Annotated in this window: 19 protein-coding genes; 7 read left to right on the top strand and 12 right to left on the bottom strand. The window is 38.1% G+C overall.

Annotated elements, in window-relative coordinates; translation table 11 throughout:
- Positions 1 to 121: 121 nt before the first annotated feature.
- The 8 genes from gatC to ANA7108_RS0114165 form a co-directional block, all read right to left on the bottom strand.
- Positions 122 to 412: an Asp-tRNA(Asn)/Glu-tRNA(Gln) amidotransferase subunit GatC gene (gatC, locus tag ANA7108_RS0114205; RefSeq protein WP_016951461.1), complete on the bottom strand. Its 291-nt coding sequence runs from the start codon at positions 410 to 412 to the stop codon at positions 122 to 124.
- Between the two features lie 126 nt (positions 413 to 538).
- Positions 539 to 1,060, bottom strand: coding sequence for a photosystem I assembly protein Ycf3 (locus ANA7108_RS0114200; protein WP_016951460.1), 522 nt, complete (start codon positions 1,058 to 1,060; stop codon positions 539 to 541).
- 25 nt (positions 1,061 to 1,085) lie between these two features.
- Positions 1,086 to 2,579: a UDP-N-acetylmuramoyl-L-alanyl-D-glutamate--2,6-diaminopimelate ligase gene (locus tag ANA7108_RS0114195; protein ID WP_026104189.1), complete on the bottom strand. Its 1,494-nt coding sequence runs from the start codon at positions 2,577 to 2,579 to the stop codon at positions 1,086 to 1,088.
- A 32-nt stretch (positions 2,580 to 2,611) separates the two neighbouring features.
- Positions 2,612 to 2,911, bottom strand: a complete 300-nt coding sequence (locus ANA7108_RS0114190; protein ID WP_016951458.1) for a glutaredoxin family protein — start codon at positions 2,909 to 2,911, stop codon at positions 2,612 to 2,614.
- A gap of 467 nt (positions 2,912 to 3,378) precedes the next feature.
- Entirely contained in the window at positions 3,379 to 4,839 is a 1,461-nt protein-coding gene (purF, locus tag ANA7108_RS0114180; protein ID WP_016951456.1) for an amidophosphoribosyltransferase, read from the bottom strand.
- Positions 4,840 to 5,063: 224 nt separating this feature from the next.
- Positions 5,064 to 7,427, bottom strand: a complete 2,364-nt coding sequence (gene purL, locus ANA7108_RS0114175) for a phosphoribosylformylglycinamidine synthase subunit PurL (protein WP_016951455.1) — start codon at positions 7,425 to 7,427, stop codon at positions 5,064 to 5,066.
- Between the two features lie 174 nt (positions 7,428 to 7,601).
- Positions 7,602 to 8,204, bottom strand: a complete 603-nt coding sequence (locus tag ANA7108_RS0114170) for a Uma2 family endonuclease (protein ID WP_016951454.1) — start codon at positions 8,202 to 8,204, stop codon at positions 7,602 to 7,604.
- Between the two features lie 46 nt (positions 8,205 to 8,250).
- A complete protein-coding gene (locus ANA7108_RS0114165; RefSeq protein WP_016951453.1) occupies positions 8,251 to 8,445 on the bottom strand; it encodes a type II toxin-antitoxin system HicB family antitoxin in 195 nt (64 codons plus the stop codon).
- A 254-nt stretch (positions 8,446 to 8,699) separates the two neighbouring features.
- On the opposite strand from ANA7108_RS0114165, the gene ANA7108_RS0114160 reads away from it, so the two are divergent.
- From ANA7108_RS0114160 to ANA7108_RS0114145, 4 genes are read left to right on the top strand one after another with little or no spacing between them, the layout of a single operon-like run.
- Positions 8,700 to 8,912: a hypothetical protein gene (locus ANA7108_RS0114160; RefSeq protein ID WP_016951452.1), complete on the top strand. Its 213-nt coding sequence runs from the start codon at positions 8,700 to 8,702 to the stop codon at positions 8,910 to 8,912.
- 58 nt (positions 8,913 to 8,970) lie between these two features.
- A complete protein-coding gene (locus ANA7108_RS0114155; protein WP_016951451.1) occupies positions 8,971 to 9,456 on the top strand; it encodes a hypothetical protein in 486 nt (161 codons plus the stop codon).
- A complete protein-coding gene (locus tag ANA7108_RS0114150; protein ID WP_016951450.1) occupies positions 9,443 to 9,637 on the top strand; it encodes a hypothetical protein in 195 nt (64 codons plus the stop codon). The genes ANA7108_RS0114155 and ANA7108_RS0114150 overlap by 14 nt, the downstream gene beginning before the upstream one ends.
- Positions 9,638 to 9,692: 55 nt before the next feature.
- Positions 9,693 to 10,022 (top strand): XisI protein, encoded by a 330-nt coding sequence (locus ANA7108_RS0114145; RefSeq protein ID WP_016951449.1) that lies wholly within the window; start codon positions 9,693 to 9,695, stop codon positions 10,020 to 10,022.
- Between the two features lie 89 nt (positions 10,023 to 10,111).
- On the opposite strand, the gene ANA7108_RS27375 is transcribed toward ANA7108_RS0114145, so the two are convergent.
- Together ANA7108_RS27375 and ANA7108_RS0114135 are read right to left on the bottom strand one after the other, a co-directional pair.
- The gene (locus ANA7108_RS27375; RefSeq protein WP_016951448.1) at positions 10,112 to 10,330 is read right to left on the bottom strand and encodes a hypothetical protein; all 219 of its coding nucleotides are present in this window, start codon (positions 10,328 to 10,330) and stop codon (positions 10,112 to 10,114) included.
- Positions 10,331 to 10,444: 114 nt separating this feature from the next.
- Positions 10,445 to 12,859: an exonuclease domain-containing protein gene (locus ANA7108_RS0114135; RefSeq protein ID WP_016951447.1), complete on the bottom strand. Its 2,415-nt coding sequence runs from the start codon at positions 12,857 to 12,859 to the stop codon at positions 10,445 to 10,447.
- A 64-nt stretch (positions 12,860 to 12,923) separates the two neighbouring features.
- Between ANA7108_RS0114135 and ANA7108_RS0114130 the strand changes: the two genes are divergently transcribed.
- Positions 12,924 to 13,295 carry a hypothetical protein gene (locus tag ANA7108_RS0114130; RefSeq protein WP_016951446.1) on the top strand — a complete coding sequence of 124 codons (372 nt, stop codon included), beginning with the start codon at positions 12,924 to 12,926 and terminating at the stop codon, positions 13,293 to 13,295.
- A 932-nt stretch (positions 13,296 to 14,227) separates the two neighbouring features.
- On the opposite strand, the gene apcD is transcribed toward ANA7108_RS0114130, so the two are convergent.
- The gene (apcD, locus tag ANA7108_RS0114125; RefSeq protein WP_016951445.1) at positions 14,228 to 14,713 is read right to left on the bottom strand and encodes an allophycocyanin subunit alpha-B; all 486 of its coding nucleotides are present in this window, start codon (positions 14,711 to 14,713) and stop codon (positions 14,228 to 14,230) included.
- A gap of 182 nt (positions 14,714 to 14,895) precedes the next feature.
- On the opposite strand from apcD, the gene rlmD reads away from it, so the two are divergent.
- Entirely contained in the window at positions 14,896 to 16,275 is a 1,380-nt protein-coding gene (gene rlmD / locus ANA7108_RS0114115) for a 23S rRNA (uracil(1939)-C(5))-methyltransferase RlmD (protein WP_016951443.1), read from the top strand.
- Positions 16,276 to 16,686: 411 nt separating this feature from the next.
- Positions 16,687 to 17,136 carry an anti-sigma regulatory factor gene (locus tag ANA7108_RS0114110; RefSeq protein ID WP_016951442.1) on the top strand — a complete coding sequence of 150 codons (450 nt, stop codon included), beginning with the start codon at positions 16,687 to 16,689 and terminating at the stop codon, positions 17,134 to 17,136.
- Positions 17,137 to 17,315: 179 nt separating this feature from the next.
- On the opposite strand, the gene ANA7108_RS0114105 is transcribed toward ANA7108_RS0114110, so the two are convergent.
- Positions 17,316 to 18,431 (bottom strand): response regulator, encoded by a 1,116-nt coding sequence (locus tag ANA7108_RS0114105; RefSeq protein ID WP_016951441.1) that lies wholly within the window; start codon positions 18,429 to 18,431, stop codon positions 17,316 to 17,318.
- Positions 18,432 to 18,614 lie beyond the last annotated feature (183 nt).

The raw sequence follows: 18,614 nt of genomic DNA, 5'->3' as shown, positions 1-18,614 counted from the left end.
TGGGTAAGTCATATAAATAAACAGATACTTGATATCTGACGCACCCTACAATGGATTTTTTGTGTGACACTTACATAAGTCCTAAGTAAGCTAAAAGCTAACAAATGATTAACCGACTTGTTTAGTCAGCATTAAGAATTTTTGGTACTCTAAAAAAGTCGCCTTCTTGTTGAGGTGCGCTGCTGAGAATAGCGTCTCTGTCGGCATAAGGCTGCAAATTATCTTCACGTGTCACATTGCTGACATCAATGGCTCTGGTTGTTGGTAGTACATCTGTGACATCAAGTTCACTCAGTTGTTCGATATACTCCAGAATACTACCCAATTGGGTGGTGAATTTTTCTTCTTCGTCTGGTGTCAATTCTAACCGAGCGAGATTAGCGACTTTGCGAACTTGTTCACGATCAATCATAGTTTGTGAGTGAGAACTTGCTAACAGGGAATAGAGAACAGGGAGTGGGGAAGAAAGGAGACGAGGAGAAAATTAAGAATAACTTAATTACCTATCACCAATGACCAATTACCCATCCCCAATTCGTTAAAAGAATACGTCAATTTGCGATCGCCCAGTGGTTTTTAACCAGTTTTGAGCTTCAATGTAATTATTGGGAGCCATACGAATTGCTCTAATCCAATAATCTGCGGCTTGGTCAAAAAGTGCTTCTCCAGCGTCGTTATCTCCCTCTTCTTTAGCCTTTTCGCCTTGAAAATGATAAATCACGGCGATGTTATTCAAAGCCTGGGGTAGACGAGGATTTAACTCAATAGACTGGTGATAATATTCCAAAGCTTTTTTGTGGTCGCCATTACTAGCGTAAATCAGCCCCATATTGTAGAGAATATAACTCTGATCATTGGAGTCTTCCTCTAGTGTGAGAGCTTCTTCATAGTAATCCAGTGCTTCAGCATATTCACCTTCTGCCTGGGCTGACATCCCATCTCGGTAATAGACAAATGCTTCTTTAGCTTTTCTGTTAGCTGGTAGCAGTTTGAGGATCAAATCTGCCATGACGGTAAAGGATTTGTCAACAAAGTTATCGTTTTTCTGTGTTCTTGGCATTTTTTCCTCTCTTTGTGTGGTCTAATTAACCGAAAACTGCTGTAATTCTTGCCTGTAAAGCGTCTCTTGCTTGTTCTCTGTCGTCAAAATGGATTTTTTCAGTACCGAGAATTTGATAATCTTCGTGACCTTTACCAGCCAACAACACCCCATCACCGGGTTTTGCTTGTAAAATGGCGGTATGAATTGCTGTAGAGCGATCGCATATTACCATCGGTTGAACAGAATCAGGAATACCAGCCAGCACATCTTGGAGAATTTTTTCTGGGTCTTCAGTGCGGGGATTATCTGAAGTCACCACAGCCACATCAGCTAATTGGGCAGCTATTTTTCCCATTTTAGGACGTTTAGTGCGATCGCGATCCCCCCCACAACCAAACACACATATCATTTTACCAGGAATAAACGGACGAGCCGCTTTCAACAAATTCTCCAAACTATCAGGAGTGTGAGCATAATCCACAATTACGCTCACATCTTGGTCATTACTAATTTGTACCCGTTCCATACGTCCAGGAACACCAGGAAAATCAGGAATCGCATTGGCTACCAATTGCAAATCTAACCCCAAATGTAAAACCGCACCAACAGCAGCCAAAAGATTTTCTAAATTATACTGACCAACCAAAGGCGAAGAAAAAGCCACATCACCCTTTGGTGTATGCAGAATCCCATTGACACCATTTGGCTGATAACTTAAATCACTCATCCAAAAATCAGCGTTATTGTCGTTAACACTGTAACTCCAAACTCGTTCTCGTTTCAATCCTGCAATTAAACGCTTACCATATTCATCATCAGCGTTAATAATTGCCCGTCCTTGGAGATAATCAGGACTAAATAACAACGCCTTCGCTGCAAAATAATCCTCCATATCTGTGTGATAGTCAAGATGGTCTTGGGTAAGATTGCTAAATACCCCCACCTCAAACGAACAACCCAAAACCCTACCTTGTGCTAAAGCGTGGGAACTGACTTCCATTACCCCAAACTCACAACCAACATTTACCGCTGCTGCTAACTGTTGTTGTAATTCCACCGCAAAAGGAGTAGTGTGAACAGCAGTTTGTTCAAAACCCGGCCAACGAGTGTAGAGAGTTCCCAGCAAAGCAGTAGGTAAACTAGCTTTCGTAATAAAATATTCAATCAAGTGAGTAGTGGTAGTTTTGCCATTTGTACCAGTTACACCCACCAACTTCAACTTTTGTCCAGGATAACCGTAAAAAGCGGCTGCAATTTGAGCGCAAGCTTTCGTCATATTACCGGCAGGAATCACCATAGATTCCGGTGTCGGCGGATTTTTCTGGATAGCTTCGGGAGAAACAATAGCCGCAACCGCACCAGAAGCCAAAGCACTCGACCAAAACTCCCCACCATCTACTCTAGTTCCTGGCATCCCAATAAACAAATCTCCCACACCGCAAGCATGAGAGTTAGTTTTAATGCCCTTAACTTCCACATCGGCTAAACTAGGATTTTCCAGACCTTCTACTGTCGCTAGTAATTCCCTTAAGTTCATTTGCTGCACCTCGCCACAAGCTTTACTTGCGCCTATTCTGCATTATTTTTTTCTAAATTGGATATATATTTACAAAGCATTTGTTCCAATTGCGTGACACTAGCACGAGGAGAAGGACGGGGTAGAGGTTCTTCAACCTCTGTGTCCTCTGTGCCTCTGTGGTTCGATAAATAAAGCACCGGCACCTCATACTGATATTTACCAAACCAATCTTCACGAGTTGTAATATCCCGAATTTCTAACTCAAAACTAGGATTTTGGATTTGTTCAAGCTTTTCTTGCAAGCCTTCACACAAATGACAACCGGGTTTGCTGTATAAAATTAATCGCATAGGCAGGAAGAAGGTGACAGGTGACAGGTGACAGGTGACAGTGAAGAGGTAAGAGGTGACACGTGACAGTGAAGAGGTAAGAGTTAAGCCTATCTTCCGCACCCTCAACTGTCACAATCGGTTTTTACTCTTTTTTGTGATGATATGAGGATGTATTGTATACCACATCTCAATGAATTAACGGATACATGATGTCGATAAGGCATAATTTATATCCAAAAATCAAGAGAGAATTAAGTGATAATACTATGTGACACCCCAGGGTGCGGAATGTGGGTTAAGAGCTAAGATTAAGTGTTTTTCTCCCCTGCGCCCCTGCTCCTTGCCCCCTGCCCCCTACCTTTGTGATGTAGTGAGTTTTGAATATCCAGGACTTACGCAAAATTTCTCTAAACCCTCTTTCCTTCGCGCTCTTTGCGCCTTCGCGGTTCATTTTTTCCTTACTTTTGCGTAAGTCCTAATATCGACTAAACGCCGATTTTTTCCAACATCAATTTAGAACGTTTCACCTGTTCAGGAATAGCAACCGGATAATCACCAGTAAAACAAGCAGAACAGAAATTATTAGTATCTTCTTTGGTTTCTTCCAACATTCCGTCCCAACTCAGATAAGCAAGACTATCAACTTCTAATTGTTTAGCAATTTCTGCAACTGATTTAGTCGCAGCAATTAATTGATCCTGAGTATCGGTATCAATCCCATAAAAGCAAGGATGAGTGACAGGAGGTGAAGAAATTCTCATGTGTACTTCCACCGCACCGGCTTCACGCAGGGTTTTGACGAGTTTACGGCTGGTAGTACCCCGCACAATCGAATCATCGACAATGATCACTCTTTTACCAGCTAACACATCTTTGAGCGGGTTGAGTTTCATCCGCAAACCTAACTCACGCATGGCTTGTGTCGGCTGAATAAAGGTGCGTCCAACGTAGCGATTTTTAATCAGTCCTTCACCGTAGGGAATACCAGAAGCTTGGGAAAAGCCAATTGCCGCAGGTATACCAGAATCAGGAACTCCAAAAACTATATCGGCATTTACGGGAGATTCTTTGGCTATTCTTCGTCCTAAGCGCATCCGATAACTATATAAAGTTTCGTTGTGCATGATGCTATCAGGACGGGCAAAATAGATCATTTCAAAAATACACAGTTTGCGTTCTGGCTGTTGACTCCAATGGAAGGAAGCTAAACCGGCTTCGGTGATCCAAACTAACTCCCCTGGTTCGACATCTCGCAGGTATTCTGCACCAATAATATCCAAACCGCAAGTTTCGGAAGCCAGAACGTAACGCACAGGATCACTATCTAAAGTGCCTATGACTAAGGGACGAATGCCATGAGGATCACGCACACCCATCACACCTGTAGGTGTACCAATAACTAGGCTAAATGCACCTTCACAACGATTAAAGGCGCGGATAGAACCTTCTAACCAATCTGCACCGGTGTTGACTTCTTGTGCGATCGCATAAGCAATCATTTCTGAGTCTGTGGTTGTGACTAAGTTAAAATCACTCTTAAGTAATTCTTCTCGCAGTGCTACAGTATTGACTAAATTACCATTATGTGCTAATGCTAATAAACCTAAGCGAGTTTCCACCACAGCGGGTTGGGCGTTAACTTTGCGGCTGGAACCGGTGGTTGAATAACGTGTGTGACCAACAGCTAAATTACCGGGTAACTCATCTAAAATGGTTTCACTGAAAACTTGAGATACCAAACCCATATCTTTGTGTTGGTGTACTACTTGACCCTCAAAGGTAGCAATACCAGCAGATTCTTGACCCCGATGTTGGAGAGCATACAATCCAAAGTAGGTCAATTTAGCAACGTCTTGTTCTGGGGCGTAGATGCCAAAAACACCGCAAGCTTCTTCTGGCTTGTCAGGACGGTGTTCATCCGAGGTAACGGAATTAATGGGAATCATGCTGGTATTGCTCCTGGTGGGGTGTCGAGTCAGTGGGAACTGGTGATTGGTGATTGGTGATTGGTGATTGGGAATTGGGTAATTTTATTTCTTCTTTCTCCTGAACTCCTTCTTCCTGCCTCTTAACAAATCTTTAACCATCCATTAAAACAGTACAGTAAATTGGTCAAGGATGAAGTAAGAATTGTAAATTTTTATGATTCATCCTTGATTTTTGATCTCGATTAGGTATTGGTGTAGATAGCGAGACGTTTAGAGATGGCTAAAGAATAGCGATCGCTCATATCTTCGAGACTAACCTGGAGTAATTTGTGGTTATCTGCGGTTAAAATCTCCAAATTCCCAGAATTAGAAACTGTTCCTAGTTTTTGCCAATTCTCTGGCAGATGCTCCTGTAAATAGGATTCCCATTTTTCTTGGTTTTCTTTACTTACAGAAACTAAAATTCTCGCCCCACCTTCACCAAAAAGAACTTCATCAAAACGGGAATCGTGATTTGCACTAATTGGGAAATTAATTTCCGCCCCCAAATTCCCAGAAAGACAAGATTCTGCTAAAGCCACAGCCAAACCACCTTCAGCCGAATCATGGGCAGAATTTATCCAACGGGCGCGAATACCATCACGACAAGCTTTTTGTACAGCGCGTTCTAAATCAAAATCAATTTTAGGCGGTTTTCCTGCGATCGTATGATGAATCGTCGCTAAATATTCAGAAGCACCCAATTCGATTTTTGATTGAATTGATAAACCTAGAAGATAAATTATATCACCTGCATTTTGCCAACCTTGTCCACAAATTTTCGTTAAATCAGGAATCAACCCCACCATACCCACAACCGGAGTCGGATAAATTGGTTGGGGATTACCTTCCGCATCAAAAGTTTCATTGTAGAGAGAGACATTCCCCCCAGTTACCGGCGTTCCCAACTCTTTACAACCTTCACTTAAACCCCGACAAGCGGACGCTAATTGCCAATAACCAATCGGTTTTTCTGGGCTACCAAAATTGAGGTTATCTGTCACAGCCAGGGGTTCAGCGCCCACACAGCTAAGATTCCGGGCAGCTTCAGCCACTACTGCTTTAGCCCCTTCATAAGGATCAAGATAGACATAACGAGAATTACAATCTACCGTAGCCGCAACACCAGATTTTAAATTGGCAATGGGGGATGTAAGATTAGGAGTTTCTTCTAAAGGACGTAACCGCACCACAGCAGCATCAGCACCACCGGGTAACAATACTGTATTATTCTGAACTTGATGGTCATATTGGCGATAAACCCAGCTTTTAGAAGCAATGGTGGGAGTATCTAGCAAAGTCAATAAAATCTGATTCCAAGTTTGCAAACTTCCCTCAATTTCAATACCCTCAACATTGCAAACAGGTAAACTATCACTTGTCCATTGCCAAGCTTTTTGAGCATATTCTGGAGGTTCTGCTAATAATTCTCTTTCATACAAAGGCGTATTTTCCGCCAAAGCATCAGCAGGAATTTCTGCGGCAATTTTCCCCTCAAACCAAATCCTGACAATGGGTTCTTCAATAACTGTCCCCGCAACCACTGCTTGCAGTCCCCAACGGTGGAAAATATCAATTAACTCCTGTTCTCGTCCTTTTTCAGACACAAATAACATTCGTTCTTGAGATTCCGAAAGCAGGTATTCATAGGGAATCATGCCCAATTCCCGCGCCGGAATTTTATCTAAATCGAAATCAATCCCCACACCACCTTTAGCAGCCATTTCCGAAGTTGAACAGGTGATACCCGCAGCCCCCATATCCTGTGCCGCAACTACAGCCCCGGTTTTAAATGCCTCTAAACAAGCTTCAATCAAAGACTTTTCTAAAAATGGATCTCCTACTTGCACAGCAGGACGATTATCCATTGACTCATCTGTTAATTCGGCACTGGCAAAACTTGCGCCGCCCATGCCATCACGTCCGGTGGTTGAACCCACATACAGCACCGGATTTCCTAAGCCTGAAGCCCCCGATTTGACAATTTCCGATGTTTCCATCAATCCCAAGGCCATGACGTTAACAAGGGGATTTCCAGAGTAGGCGGGGTCAAAATATACTTCACCACCAACTGTGGGAACGCCGACGCAGTTGCCATAATGGGAGATTCCCGCAACTACACCGGTAAACAATCTTTGGGTTTTTGGATCATTCAAATCACCAAAACGCAAAGAGTTTAATAAAGCTATGGGACGCGCCCCCATTGTAAAGATATCTCTTAATATCCCACCAACTCCGGTGGCTGCACCTTGGAAGGGTTCAACAGCGGAAGGGTGGTTATGGGATTCTATTTTAAACGCTAATTGTAGTCCGTCACCGATATCCACAACTCCGGCATTTTCACCGGGTCCAACGAGAATACGGGGTCCGGTGGTGGGAAACTGTTTGAGTAATGGGCGGGAATTTTTATAACAGCAATGTTCTGACCACATTACCCCAAACATACCTAATTCGGCTTTGTTGGGATGACGGCCTAAGCGGCGGACGATTTCGGTATATTCTTCTGGTTTTATGCCTTCTGAGGCTATTTCTTGGGGAGAAAAGGGATTTTCACCAAATGTGGTCATGGAAGTTATGCACCAAGAGGACAGAGGAATATTCTATCTGAGATTCCCCACTTCTTTTTTTATCTTGTCAATAAATTATGAATTGATATCAGAAGTCGGGGATCTAGAGATATAAAGAGATTAAGACTCCCGACTTTTTTTAAATCTTGTCACATTTTTTGGCTAGATTGTTATTTATGCCATGTTGTTTTCAGGTTTTTCTGATTCAAGAGCATGAAAATTCACATCTTCATAAAGTTCTGTCATTGTCCCTGCAAAATTAATACTTTTCAATTGAAATGATGCTTGTTCACCTACATAAGACTGTAAAATCCAAAGTCCATCATCATTGCGTCTAAAACATTCAACTCTTGGTTTTTTCGTATTAATTAAAACGTATTCTTGCAAAGTTTCCAACATTTGATAATCAGCAAATTTATCACCTCTATCAAATCCTTCGGTAGAATTAGATAAAACTTCAATTATTAAACAAGGAAATCTTTTATAACCTGGAGTTTCTTGATCTCGTGCATCACAAGTTACCATCACATCAGGATAGTAAAATCTATTTAAAGATTCTATTCTCGCTTTCATGTCAGCAATGTACACCCGACAACCAGAACCCCGAACGTGATTACGGAGTAAAGAGAATATATTACCAGCTATAGTAACATGAGAATCAAGTGCGCCAGCCATTGTATAAATATATCCATTAATATATTCATGTTTAACTGTGCTTTTTTCTTCCATTGCTAAATATTCTTCTGGTGTGATGTAAATATTGGGAGAAGCAATCATATTTCATAACCTCCTAAAACAAACTGTATTAAATTAAAACTTCAACTTACTGAGCGATACTTGTAGGTTGAGGAATTGGTATACCTGACTCTATTAAACCTTCTATATGAAATTCTATGGACTCTACAATTAGTTGTTGAACTTCTACTAATGTTTCAGCTACAGCTATACAACCGGGTAAGTCGGGAACATAAGCACCATAACTGGTATTTCCTTTTTCAATTACTACTGTATAACGCATTATTCTTCCTCCAATTGTGCTTGTCTCCAAATACTTTTTATTGTACCAATGGGTACGTCAATATTAGGTTTACCGGAAACTGGTACCAAGTTTATGAGGATGTTTAAACTGTCGGTGACTTCATCTAGTTCTTGCTAAATACCAACCATCAGCTTCTAGTCGCTGAATCACTACTCTTACTTTCATATTAACATCTATCTGTAATCAATCCTTTGATTTATTGTATAATTAATTATGTTGCCCCCTGATAAAATATGCAAGATACCCTAACCATTACTATTACTCCAGAACTGAAAGCAGCACTTTTAGAAATTACCCAAACTGAAGGTATATCTGCTGATAGTTTAGTTGGTAAAGCTATTGAGGACTACATCTTTACACACAAATTCCGCGCATTCCGTTCTTACTTGATGCAAAAGAATGAAACTGTTTACACAGATGAGGAAATTTTTGAGATAATTTCATGAAGCTAGTTATAGATACTAATAATTAATAATAAAATTTGTAACACCATGTTTTGAAAATATGAATAAACAATATAGAATATATTTAGATGTTTGTTGCCTTAATCGTCCTTTTGACGACCAAACCCAATGGCGAATTAGGCTAGAAACTGAAGCAATTTTAGAAATTATCAATCATTGTCTATCTGGAAAATGGCAATTAGTCAGTAGCACAGCTTTAGAATTAGAAATTGCGAGAACTCCAGATATAAATAGGAGAGAACAAGTACAAAAAGTCTTAACAATGGCTCATGATACGATTTTAGTCACAGAAGAAATTACTCGACGAGCAATAGAATTAACAACATTTAATATTAAAAAATTTGATGCTTTTCATCTGGCTTGTGCTGAAAATAACGCTGATATTTTCCTAACCACTGATAGCCGTCTATTGTCAAAATCATTAAGCTATAAGGATAATATAAATATAATAGTTGCTAATCCAATGATCTGGTTGGCAGAAGCTACTAATAATATTGTACAAGGAGGAGAAAATGACCCCAATTGAACTATACAGAAAAGGATTTCAAGCTCTCGTAGATGCTTTAGGATATGTTGACGCTATCAGATTTATTCGTCAATTTGATAGTGGTAGTGGAGACTATACAGAAGAACGTCATCAATGGTTAGATCAGGTAACAATGGATGAAATACTAGCCGATATTAAGAAACATCAAGAAACTATCTAGGGGAAAGAGATCAAAAGGTTTTAATTTTTGATTCTTTAACCCAGGAGATTGTTTTATGGGAAGAATAAATTACTCGCAAATTATTCAAGATATTTTAATCAGTCATTCTACCAATGATATAGCCAATGGTACAGAAATTCAATTGCTTTTTGATACTCAACGTCATCATTATCAAGTATTAAATATTGGTTGGAAACAACAAATTAGAACCTATGGAGTGATTATTCATGTTGATATTAAAGATGATAAAATCTGGATACAAAGAGATGGTACGGAAATTGGTATTGCTAATGAATTAATTGCTGCTGGTGTACCTAAAGAAGATATTGTTTTAGGATTTCATGCTCCTTATAAGCGGCAATTTACAGGTTTTGCGGTGGGGTAATAATTTATTTCCATGTTTTACCGTTTTATAACAAGTTATCTTCGTCCTTCTTCAATCATTTCACGGATTAAGTTTTGATCTAAACCTACTTATTTTCTTAGTTGTTGCATTCTATTAATTGCGTCTTGAATTGATTTTTTAGTAGTAATTTTTCCCCAAGCGTTATGTTTAATTGTGGTAGTTTCTGTATTATCTAATGGTTGGACAACTACCAATACTTCTACAGATTTATCTTTAAAATCCGTAGGTGTTTGAATTTGCAATATACCATCTGTACTGATATGTGCCAGCAATTTCATTGTTTCCATTTTTTACCTCTATTTAGTACAGTATAACGCCTTATTTTCATGATGTATGAAATTTAAGATAATAACTGCATTAAAATCTTCGTCCTTGTTTTCATCATTCACTTGATTGAGATTTTATTTTTTAGGTGGAGTAAAACCAAACTTTGTAAAAATCCAGTGATACCATTCTTGATGAGTAGTCACAAAAGCTAAAGCCGATTCCAAATCTATATCTAAATCTTTGTTATAAATACTGATAATTAGATCATAAATCAAATCGAAAAGGATTCTATCTTCTTTATTGAATAGAACAAAATTACCGTTAGCACTATTTTCTAGTTGCTGTATTCTTTCTTTCCCTACTTTACCAGTAACATCTGGTTGACGTTCATCTCTAATTAAATCAAATTTACTTTGAGGATTATTAATTACCAATTCGTTGAAATTGCTAATACGACTTGTAAAGGGAGTACCACTAATTTCTAGAAAAGCAATTACATGATATTTATTTCCCTTTTCTATCACAATATGTTCTGGTAATACCTTTTTACCTAAACGATATTGGGTTAATTTAAATGACTGGATATGAGTTAAAGCTTCAGCAATATTCCTCAATTTACCAATATCATCACCATCACTAATAATAGATGGATTATGATATTTTTGTTCCAATTCAATTCTATGTTCATTTAAATATTCAATTACAGGATTTGTAGGAATTGTAGTTTCACCAGATAAATAAGTTGCTAATTTCTCCTGTAAGTGGCTTAAATCAACAGAAATAGGTGTTTGTATAGATTGCATTAGTTGAATTAAAACTTCTATTGATGTCTGTTGCTGTTGCTGTAAAAATTTTAATTGCTGTTCTATTTTTTCATTATTATCTAATTCACGAATTGGTTTTCTTTCGTCTGGTAAAGGAATTCCGTTAACTCTAAAATCATAGTATTTAGCAGCATGATTTAAAGCGGCACGGATAGGTTTTTTTGCTAAAATATCATCTAAGTCTTCAGAGGAGAATAGCTGTTCTAAGGTAATATCTAAAGTTTGCATTTTCACCTTGAGAATAGATTTAACTTCTGTTTCTGTCGGTTGACGTAAAGAAACTTGATATTGAGATACTCTTCCAATAATAGATTGATCAAATGTTGTTTGAAATTTTTCCCATCTGTCAGGAAATAAATTCAAGATAATTAAACTATTCGGAACATGAGTGAAAATTTCTTTAACTGCTTCCCCAAAATTCAACAAAATTTCTTGATTATGGGAAAGTCCTAAACCTTCTAATTGATCAAAAATAATAATTAAAGGTTCATCCAAAGTGGATAATTTACCCAAGACGGAAATAGCTTCTAAAGAAAAAGCTTCTTTACTAATTTCCTCTCCCCAATTTGGTAAACCAACAGTTTCAGCTTCTTCGTCAGTTAAAACATTTCCGGCTAACCAGCGAGTGGTAATATTTCTATATTTATAATCTGTATAACTGCAATATTTAACCATACCTTTAATGATAGATAAAGCAAAACTACCCGCAGCATAATTACTCATCCACCATTCATTAATAGTCTTTTCTATATATTGCCAATATTCACGTCTACGTTGAGTATTTTCTTTACCTAAAGCATTAATACTATTATCTTCTAAGTCATATAAAGCATTTAAAATATCTATATCTTTTTGTTGAAATTTTCTATCAGGTAAACTAACTATTTTTCTAAAAGTGTTAATCATTAAAGAGTCTAATTGCGGTAAATTAACTGCTTTTTCAACTAGAGATTCTAAAATCCTACTGTAGATATGATAAAGTACAGATTTAGCATCATTAGGTTGACGAATAAAAAGTAACCTATTACTTGATAATCTCTCATTGGCAAGTCGCATCATTAAATGAGTTTTTCCAGTACCCGGTTCTCCAATGACAACAACACCTTTACTCTGATGATTAGAATCTAATTTGATGTTATTTAAAGCAGTTTGTAAAATCTGGAATTCTCGATGATAGGTATCAGCATAATCTGGGTGATGTTGAAAAGGAGTATCAACTCGACTGCTAGTAAATGGATTAGGTTGTTTTTTGAGACTTTCCAGCATAATTTTTTTATAAAGATGATATGTAAATGTGGCATCATAACTAGCCGTATGTGCCATATTAGGAAGAAAATATTGATTATTAGCTCGAAGATTCAAATATTTACTCAAATACTCTAAAGAATAACTTTCTAAATTGGAAAAACAGTCTTTAGCTAAAAGCCAAGTACAATCAAATTGTAATTTTTGTTTTAAATCTTGCCAAGGTAAACCAACTTGTCCAAAACTACGCTTGAGGATATCAATATCATGTTCTGCATAGTGACAGATGATTTTTTTATCTTCAACAATAGTCAAAAATTCTGTTAATAAAGTTTTGAGACTTTTGATATTTAAAACATTTTGAAAGCCATGAGAGTTACCATCACAAAAACCTTCATAAATTACCACACCTTGACTATTAACAATAGCTAATTCAGTTAAATTTGGTTTCCCTTCCGTATCTAAAATAACAAAGTCCATATTAGTCTATTTGTAAGTAAATTCTTGTAATACCTGTCTGAATTGGATCATAACATATAAAAAAATGAGTAGTCAATTGAACAAGAAAAATCATGTAGATTGGGTAAAATCTCTACCTCCAGCAGAATTAAAACTTCTAAATAGTGCTGATTTCAATAATTCAGAAGCTACCCAAACTATAATTAATCTAGAAATACCACCAGAACAAATCAGCTACGAAAATATAGCCGAAAAATCTCATTTTTATTCTTTACGTGATCAATTATTATTTATGTTTGCGCCTGAATTACGCCGGGAATATGAAAATTATGTGAGTCAACAAGCCGCAATTTCTGGATATAGAACATTAGTCACATCTAATTTACAACAAGCATCAGATTTAACCGTTGCTAATCTTTTTCACTACTTTAATATTAGAGATAAATCACAAGAATAAGTAAATCAATAATCAACTTTTAAAAATTTGGCAACTCAACCCTGGTTAAAAGGGCTGTGTGGATAATTATGAGCGTATTGTCATGTTGATATGGCATATTATGCCTTGTATATACATACTTTATCATAATCATTGTGCTTAATCTTATAAAATTTAGCTTCATTTTACATCTGAAGTATTAGTATTAATTAAAATAGAACACATGGCGATACCCTGACGCGAATAACTATTCAAATAATAATTTATACCTCATCAGCAAGGTGAGGTATTGAATCATGAATTTCGCTCAAATCCTGTGAAGAAAAGGGTAGAAAGGTTATATTCCGTGCCTTATTGATAACAGTGGAATGTTGGTTCTTAGCTACTTTTGCTACTGCAATTCTGTTGATATATTTCTCTATATTAATAAAATGATAAATATAATACATTTTCTCTGTAATTTATACGTGATCTTAATCACAAGTATTTATGATTAGAATCACAAGTATCCATGATTAGGATCGTCTCCTTATAATTCGCAAATTGGCATAATTCAATACAACTGAACTCTAGCCGAGTCATTAATAGGGAACACATCAAGTGCCGACAGCCTTTTACAGGATTGTTGGCTTTTTATTATTGGTAATTATAAACAATTAAAAATTAAAAATTAAAAATTAAAAACTAAAAATTAAAGCCCACCTTTCACACTTCATGTTGTACTATACAAATAGTACAGAAATCGGGCTAATAGTCGTGGAATAGGAATTCTGAATCAAATATCCCCACAATCGGTTAATAACTTGACAAATAATTTGCCATAGCCACTACCAAGTGTGGGGACAATATGATCAAATGATGATCAGATGAAGAAATTTATTGCCATCAAGTGCGAATTTTTGATATCTCTAGTAGACTCAAAATCCACTGGGAGAACCAGCACCGGCTTGATATCAGGACATCGCTTGAATGATGTAATCAAAGTAAGGTGCAGTTTCGAGGGCATCTTCAGCACTCAATAAATCCAAGGATGCTTGCTTGAGGGAAGTGATAGCTTCAACCATTCCAGGAACAGGAACGCCCAGAGAGTTGTACATTTCCCGCACGCCCACTAAACCAATTTTTTCAATTGGTTCTTTATCGCCAGCAAGTACGCCGTAGGTAATCAGGCGCAAATACCAACCGAAATCACGGATACACAAAGCACGTTGCTTTTCACCGTAAGCATTACCACCAGGGGCGATAAAGTCAGGACGCTTCTGCCAAAGTTTTTTGGTAGCTTCCTGAACTATCTTTTTTTCATTTTCGGCGAGGGTAGTGACAATTCTTGTGCGTTGTACACCAGTTTCCAAAAATTCTTGAATACTCTTGAGTTCGCCACTACTGGGGTAGCGCAGTTCGTCATCGGCTTGGAGAATAACTTGGCTAATTACAGTCATGATTATTATGCAATTACGCGAAATATTATTTGCTAGTTTAACTAGTTAGAGGTACAGAAGTGAAGGGTGTGAGAAGATGGGGATAAGAACTGGGGATTGGGGATTGGGGAAAATTAAGGAAGTAATTGTAACAATTCTTCAATCACCAAATCCAAAATCTAAAATCCAAAATCCAAAATTGAATGACTAATACAGCTTGGCGACAGGGTGAAGTAATTGAAATTGATATTTCTGATTTGAGTGATACTGGTGATGGCGTGGGACGCTTTGATCAGCGTGTGGTCTTTGTTCCAGACACTGTCAGGGGCGATCGCGTGCTGGTGAGATTATTACAAGTTAAACCAAAATATGCTTATGGTAAACTGGAGCAGATAGTCAAACGCTCTCCAGGACGTATCCGACCCAGTTGCATTGTGGCTGATAAATGTGGTGGCTGTCAGTGGCAGCATATTAATTATGATTACCAATTGATAGCCAAGCGGAATCAGGTAGTTCAAGCTTTAGAACGTATTGGTGGGTTTGTTCAACCACCTGTAGAAGCTGTATTAGGGGCTGATTCATCCTTAGGTTATCGGAATAAAGTTACCTATCCTCTGGGTGTCTCAGCGACAGGCCAAGTACAAGCTGGTTATTACCAAAAAGGTAGCCACCAATTAATTAACTTAAATCAATGTCCAGTCCAAGACCAACGCTTAAATCCGATGCTGGCTGAAGTCAAGCAGGATATGCAAAAGCAAGGTTGGTCAATTTACAACGAACGTCGTCACCAAGGACAAATTCGCCATCTGGGTTTACGTATTGGTCGTCGGACAGGTGAAATGCTGCTGACTTTGGTGGTGAAGGATTGGAAATTACCCAGAATAGAAAGCCAAGCACAAGAATGGTTGCAGCGATATCCCCAATTGGTGGGGGTGTCACTGAATCGGAATAGCGATCGCACAAATGCTATCTTTGGCAACGAAACTCGTTGTATTGCCGGAGTTCCTGCCCTGCGCGAAATATTTGCTGGGCTAGAATTTCAAGTACTCCCAGATACATTTTTTCAAGTATCCACCGAAACCGCAGAAGCCCTATTAAAGGTAATTCAGTCAGAACTCAATCTTCAAGGTCATGAAGTTCTAGTTGATGCCTACTGCGGCATTGGCACTTTAACCTTGCCTTTAGCCAAACAAGCCCGGCAAGTTACAGGGTTGGAAGTGCAATCAGCAGCCGTAGAACAGGCTATTTCCAATGCCCAACATAACGGAATTAATAATGTTACATTTCAAATAGGAGCAGTGGAGAAAATCCTGCCAGATTTGGGCATTATACCAGATGTTGTATTACTTGATCCGCCACGTAAAGGATGTGAAGCTAATGTCATCAAAACTTTACTTGACTTGAAACCATCTCGGATTGTTTACGTCAGTTGTAAAGTAGCTACCCTCGCCCGTGACCTCAAATTACTTTGTCAAGATGGAACATACACTCTTACTAGAGTACAGCCCGCTGATTTATTTCCCCAAACCGCTCACGTCGAAGCTGTCGCTTTTCTGGTATTATCACCTTTGGCTCGAAGTTAGCGAATTCTTTACAAAAACCCAAATGAAAAATTTGTAGTCTAGTGCATAGTACTAATGCTAAAATCTAATTAGACTAAAAATAGAAATTCTTTTTTAACATTGAAGTCGCATAGGCTCTTAAAAAGGTGAATTAGATTGCGTAAATTATAAAGAGGCAATTAAATAGAGTATTTCCATACTCCTTCAAATTAATAGCAACTTAAAAGTTGTTAAATGCATTAGTCGAAATCATTACAGCCAATTTTGAACCAAGCAATTCTAACTTATGTTTAGAGTCAATGCTCCCCAGCATTTTCAAAATTTAGTTTTACAGACGCTAGTTTGAAGGCAGCATGACCACCTCAATTTTTATCAGGGTGCCTGTGACAGCAAACTGATGTCTAGCTAACTAAAAGCTACGGGGTTTCTCTTGTGATTACCATTTCTCTTCGTCCAGTTGGACGTTCTTGGGGTACTATTAGTTTTGCCTCGACTCTTTATCTTTGTCCCATATTAGATTTACTATTGGCAGAAGTTCCCGCCAAATTACAAGCAGAGTTGCGCCTAGGACTTCAAGAAGCCCTAGTAAACGCAGCTAAACATGGAAATAATCTTGATCCCGGTAAATTAGTAGTAGTGCGTTTTTCCTTGATAGATAATCAATATTGGTGGATCATTTCCGACCAAGGTAGTGGATTCACACCTTTACCTGATTTCGATAGCGATCCCACGGACTATTTACCACCAGATGAAGCCGAAAGTGGTCGCGGAATGTCTCTTCTTCATCAGATTTTTGATCAGGTAGAATGGAACCGCAAAGGAACAGAATTAAGGCTTTGTAAGCAATTAGAAACCCGTCGTTTACTATCTTTACGGAGGTGAGAGGGAAGATTAATTATGATTATATGCTTGACCTAGATCAACCGTAAATTCCCTGCCCACACATACCCAAGCGCCCCAAAGATGACGATGTTGTTATGAAGATTCCCTCGTGTACAATTTATTAGCTAAATCAGGATTTATTTCCCATATCATATTCGTCTGAAAAGGAAAGCGAGTAATCAAGATGTTATGGGTAAATGAACAATGAAAACACTACCTTGACCTAATTCAGATTTTACATCAATAAAACCTTGATGTGCTTCTACAATACGACGGGCAAGGTACAGTCCTAATCCACTACCAGAACGGTTGTGATTACCTTGACGAAATCGTTCAAATAAGTCAGCTTGTTCTTCAGAAGGAATACCAGAACCTGTATCAGCTACTTCAATAATATTTATAAATTGGTATCTTTTTTCTGGGTGATATTGACACTTGAGGCTAATAGTAACTGAACCAGAATCTGTAAATTTGATAGCATTACCTATCAGGTTTGTAAATAAGCGATGTAATTCTAAGCGATCACCGATGATAGTTTTTGTGGTTAAGTTATCAGAGAGTTGCAGATTTATGGATAGTGCTTTTTCTACCGCTAGAGGGGCTAATTCTCCAGATATCTCTGTAAGTAACTGGCTGAGATTAACTGGTTGAAATGTGAGAGTTTTGCGCCCTGCTTCAAAGCGATAAACTTCTAATAAAGTATTCACCATAGTTAGGAGGTTGATATTACTACGCGCCATGATAGTCATGACTTCTTCCATTGGCGGTGATAACTCTCCTAAAGCACCTTGCTTTAATAGGTTTAACATCCGATCTGCAGCTACTAATGGAGTGCGTAAGTCATGGGTGAGACGAGAAACAAAATCTTGGCGCTGACGAGCAATTTCATCACGTTCATCTATACTGTATTTGAGTCGTAAAAGCGATCGCACTCTCGCCAATAATTCATCCACTGTTACGGGTTTGCGGATAAAGTCATCAGCACCTAAATCTAATCCTTGGGCGACGTTAGGGGTATCGTGGGCAGTAATTAGTAATATGGGGATATATTGCTGCAAATTCATTTGGGTGCGAATGCATTTGGTGACTTCATAGCCATCCATTTCTGGCATCATTAAATCCAGTAACACCAAATCACAGGGAGATGCTTGAAGTTTTGCCATTGCTTCAGCACCATTTTCAGCACTACTAATTATATAGCCTTCTGTTTCTAAGATGGTTTTAACAAGAAATATGTTATCAGCTGAGTCGTCTACAACCAGTATTTTGCCTGTGCGAGGAAATTCTGAACTCATAGAGTTTGAAAGGTAGAAGGAAAAAGTCAAATTTTCTACTTTTGATTTCTGTTTGAAAACTAATTGCCAAGTCTTCGGGTAAGACCATTATCCAATCAATAAACCGGAATAATTGTCTAATATCTGGACGAAGAAAATAAAAACTCTAAAAACTTGTCAAAATAAAGTTCTATAATTTCTTTT

Source organism: Anabaena sp. PCC 7108, assembly GCF_000332135.1.
GTDB lineage: Bacteria > Cyanobacteriota > Cyanobacteriia > Cyanobacteriales > Nostocaceae > Anabaena.
This window is presented reverse-complemented; position numbering and strand designations above follow the sequence as displayed.

What these genes read in the sequence shown, in the direction of transcription:
- gatC (WP_016951461.1), bottom strand. Translation starts at nt 412, where the DNA reads ATGATTGATCGTGAACAAGTTCGCAAAGTCGCTAATCTCGCTCGGTTA.
- ANA7108_RS0114200 (WP_016951460.1), bottom strand. Translation starts at nt 1,060, where the DNA reads ATGCCAAGAACACAGAAAAACGATAACTTTGTTGACAAATCCTTTACC.
- ANA7108_RS0114195 (WP_026104189.1), bottom strand. Translation starts at nt 2,579, where the DNA reads ATGAACTTAAGGGAATTACTAGCGACAGTAGAAGGTCTGGAAAATCCT.
- ANA7108_RS0114190 (WP_016951458.1), bottom strand. Translation starts at nt 2,911, where the DNA reads ATGCGATTAATTTTATACAGCAAACCCGGTTGTCATTTGTGTGAAGGC.
- purF (WP_016951456.1), bottom strand. Translation starts at nt 4,839, where the DNA reads ATGATTCCCATTAATTCCGTTACCTCGGATGAACACCGTCCTGACAAG.
- purL (WP_016951455.1), bottom strand. Translation starts at nt 7,427, where the DNA reads ATGACCACATTTGGTGAAAATCCCTTTTCTCCCCAAGAAATAGCCTCA.
- ANA7108_RS0114170 (WP_016951454.1), bottom strand. Translation starts at nt 8,204, where the DNA reads ATGATTGCTTCTCCCAATATTTACATCACACCAGAAGAATATTTAGCA.
- ANA7108_RS0114165 (WP_016951453.1), bottom strand. Translation starts at nt 8,445, where the DNA reads ATGCGTTATACAGTAGTAATTGAAAAAGGAAATACCAGTTATGGTGCT.
- ANA7108_RS0114160 (WP_016951452.1), top strand. Translation starts at nt 8,700, where the DNA reads ATGCAAGATACCCTAACCATTACTATTACTCCAGAACTGAAAGCAGCA.
- ANA7108_RS0114155 (WP_016951451.1), top strand. Translation starts at nt 8,971, where the DNA reads ATGAATAAACAATATAGAATATATTTAGATGTTTGTTGCCTTAATCGT.
- ANA7108_RS0114150 (WP_016951450.1), top strand. Translation starts at nt 9,443, where the DNA reads ATGACCCCAATTGAACTATACAGAAAAGGATTTCAAGCTCTCGTAGAT.
- ANA7108_RS0114145 (WP_016951449.1), top strand. Translation starts at nt 9,693, where the DNA reads ATGGGAAGAATAAATTACTCGCAAATTATTCAAGATATTTTAATCAGT.
- ANA7108_RS27375 (WP_016951448.1), bottom strand. Translation starts at nt 10,330, where the DNA reads ATGGAAACAATGAAATTGCTGGCACATATCAGTACAGATGGTATATTG.
- ANA7108_RS0114135 (WP_016951447.1), bottom strand. Translation starts at nt 12,859, where the DNA reads ATGGACTTTGTTATTTTAGATACGGAAGGGAAACCAAATTTAACTGAA.
- ANA7108_RS0114130 (WP_016951446.1), top strand. Translation starts at nt 12,924, where the DNA reads ATGAGTAGTCAATTGAACAAGAAAAATCATGTAGATTGGGTAAAATCT.
- apcD (WP_016951445.1), bottom strand. Translation starts at nt 14,713, where the DNA reads ATGACTGTAATTAGCCAAGTTATTCTCCAAGCCGATGACGAACTGCGC.
- rlmD (WP_016951443.1), top strand. Translation starts at nt 14,896, where the DNA reads ATGACTAATACAGCTTGGCGACAGGGTGAAGTAATTGAAATTGATATT.
- ANA7108_RS0114105 (WP_016951441.1), bottom strand. Translation starts at nt 18,431, where the DNA reads ATGAGTTCAGAATTTCCTCGCACAGGCAAAATACTGGTTGTAGACGAC.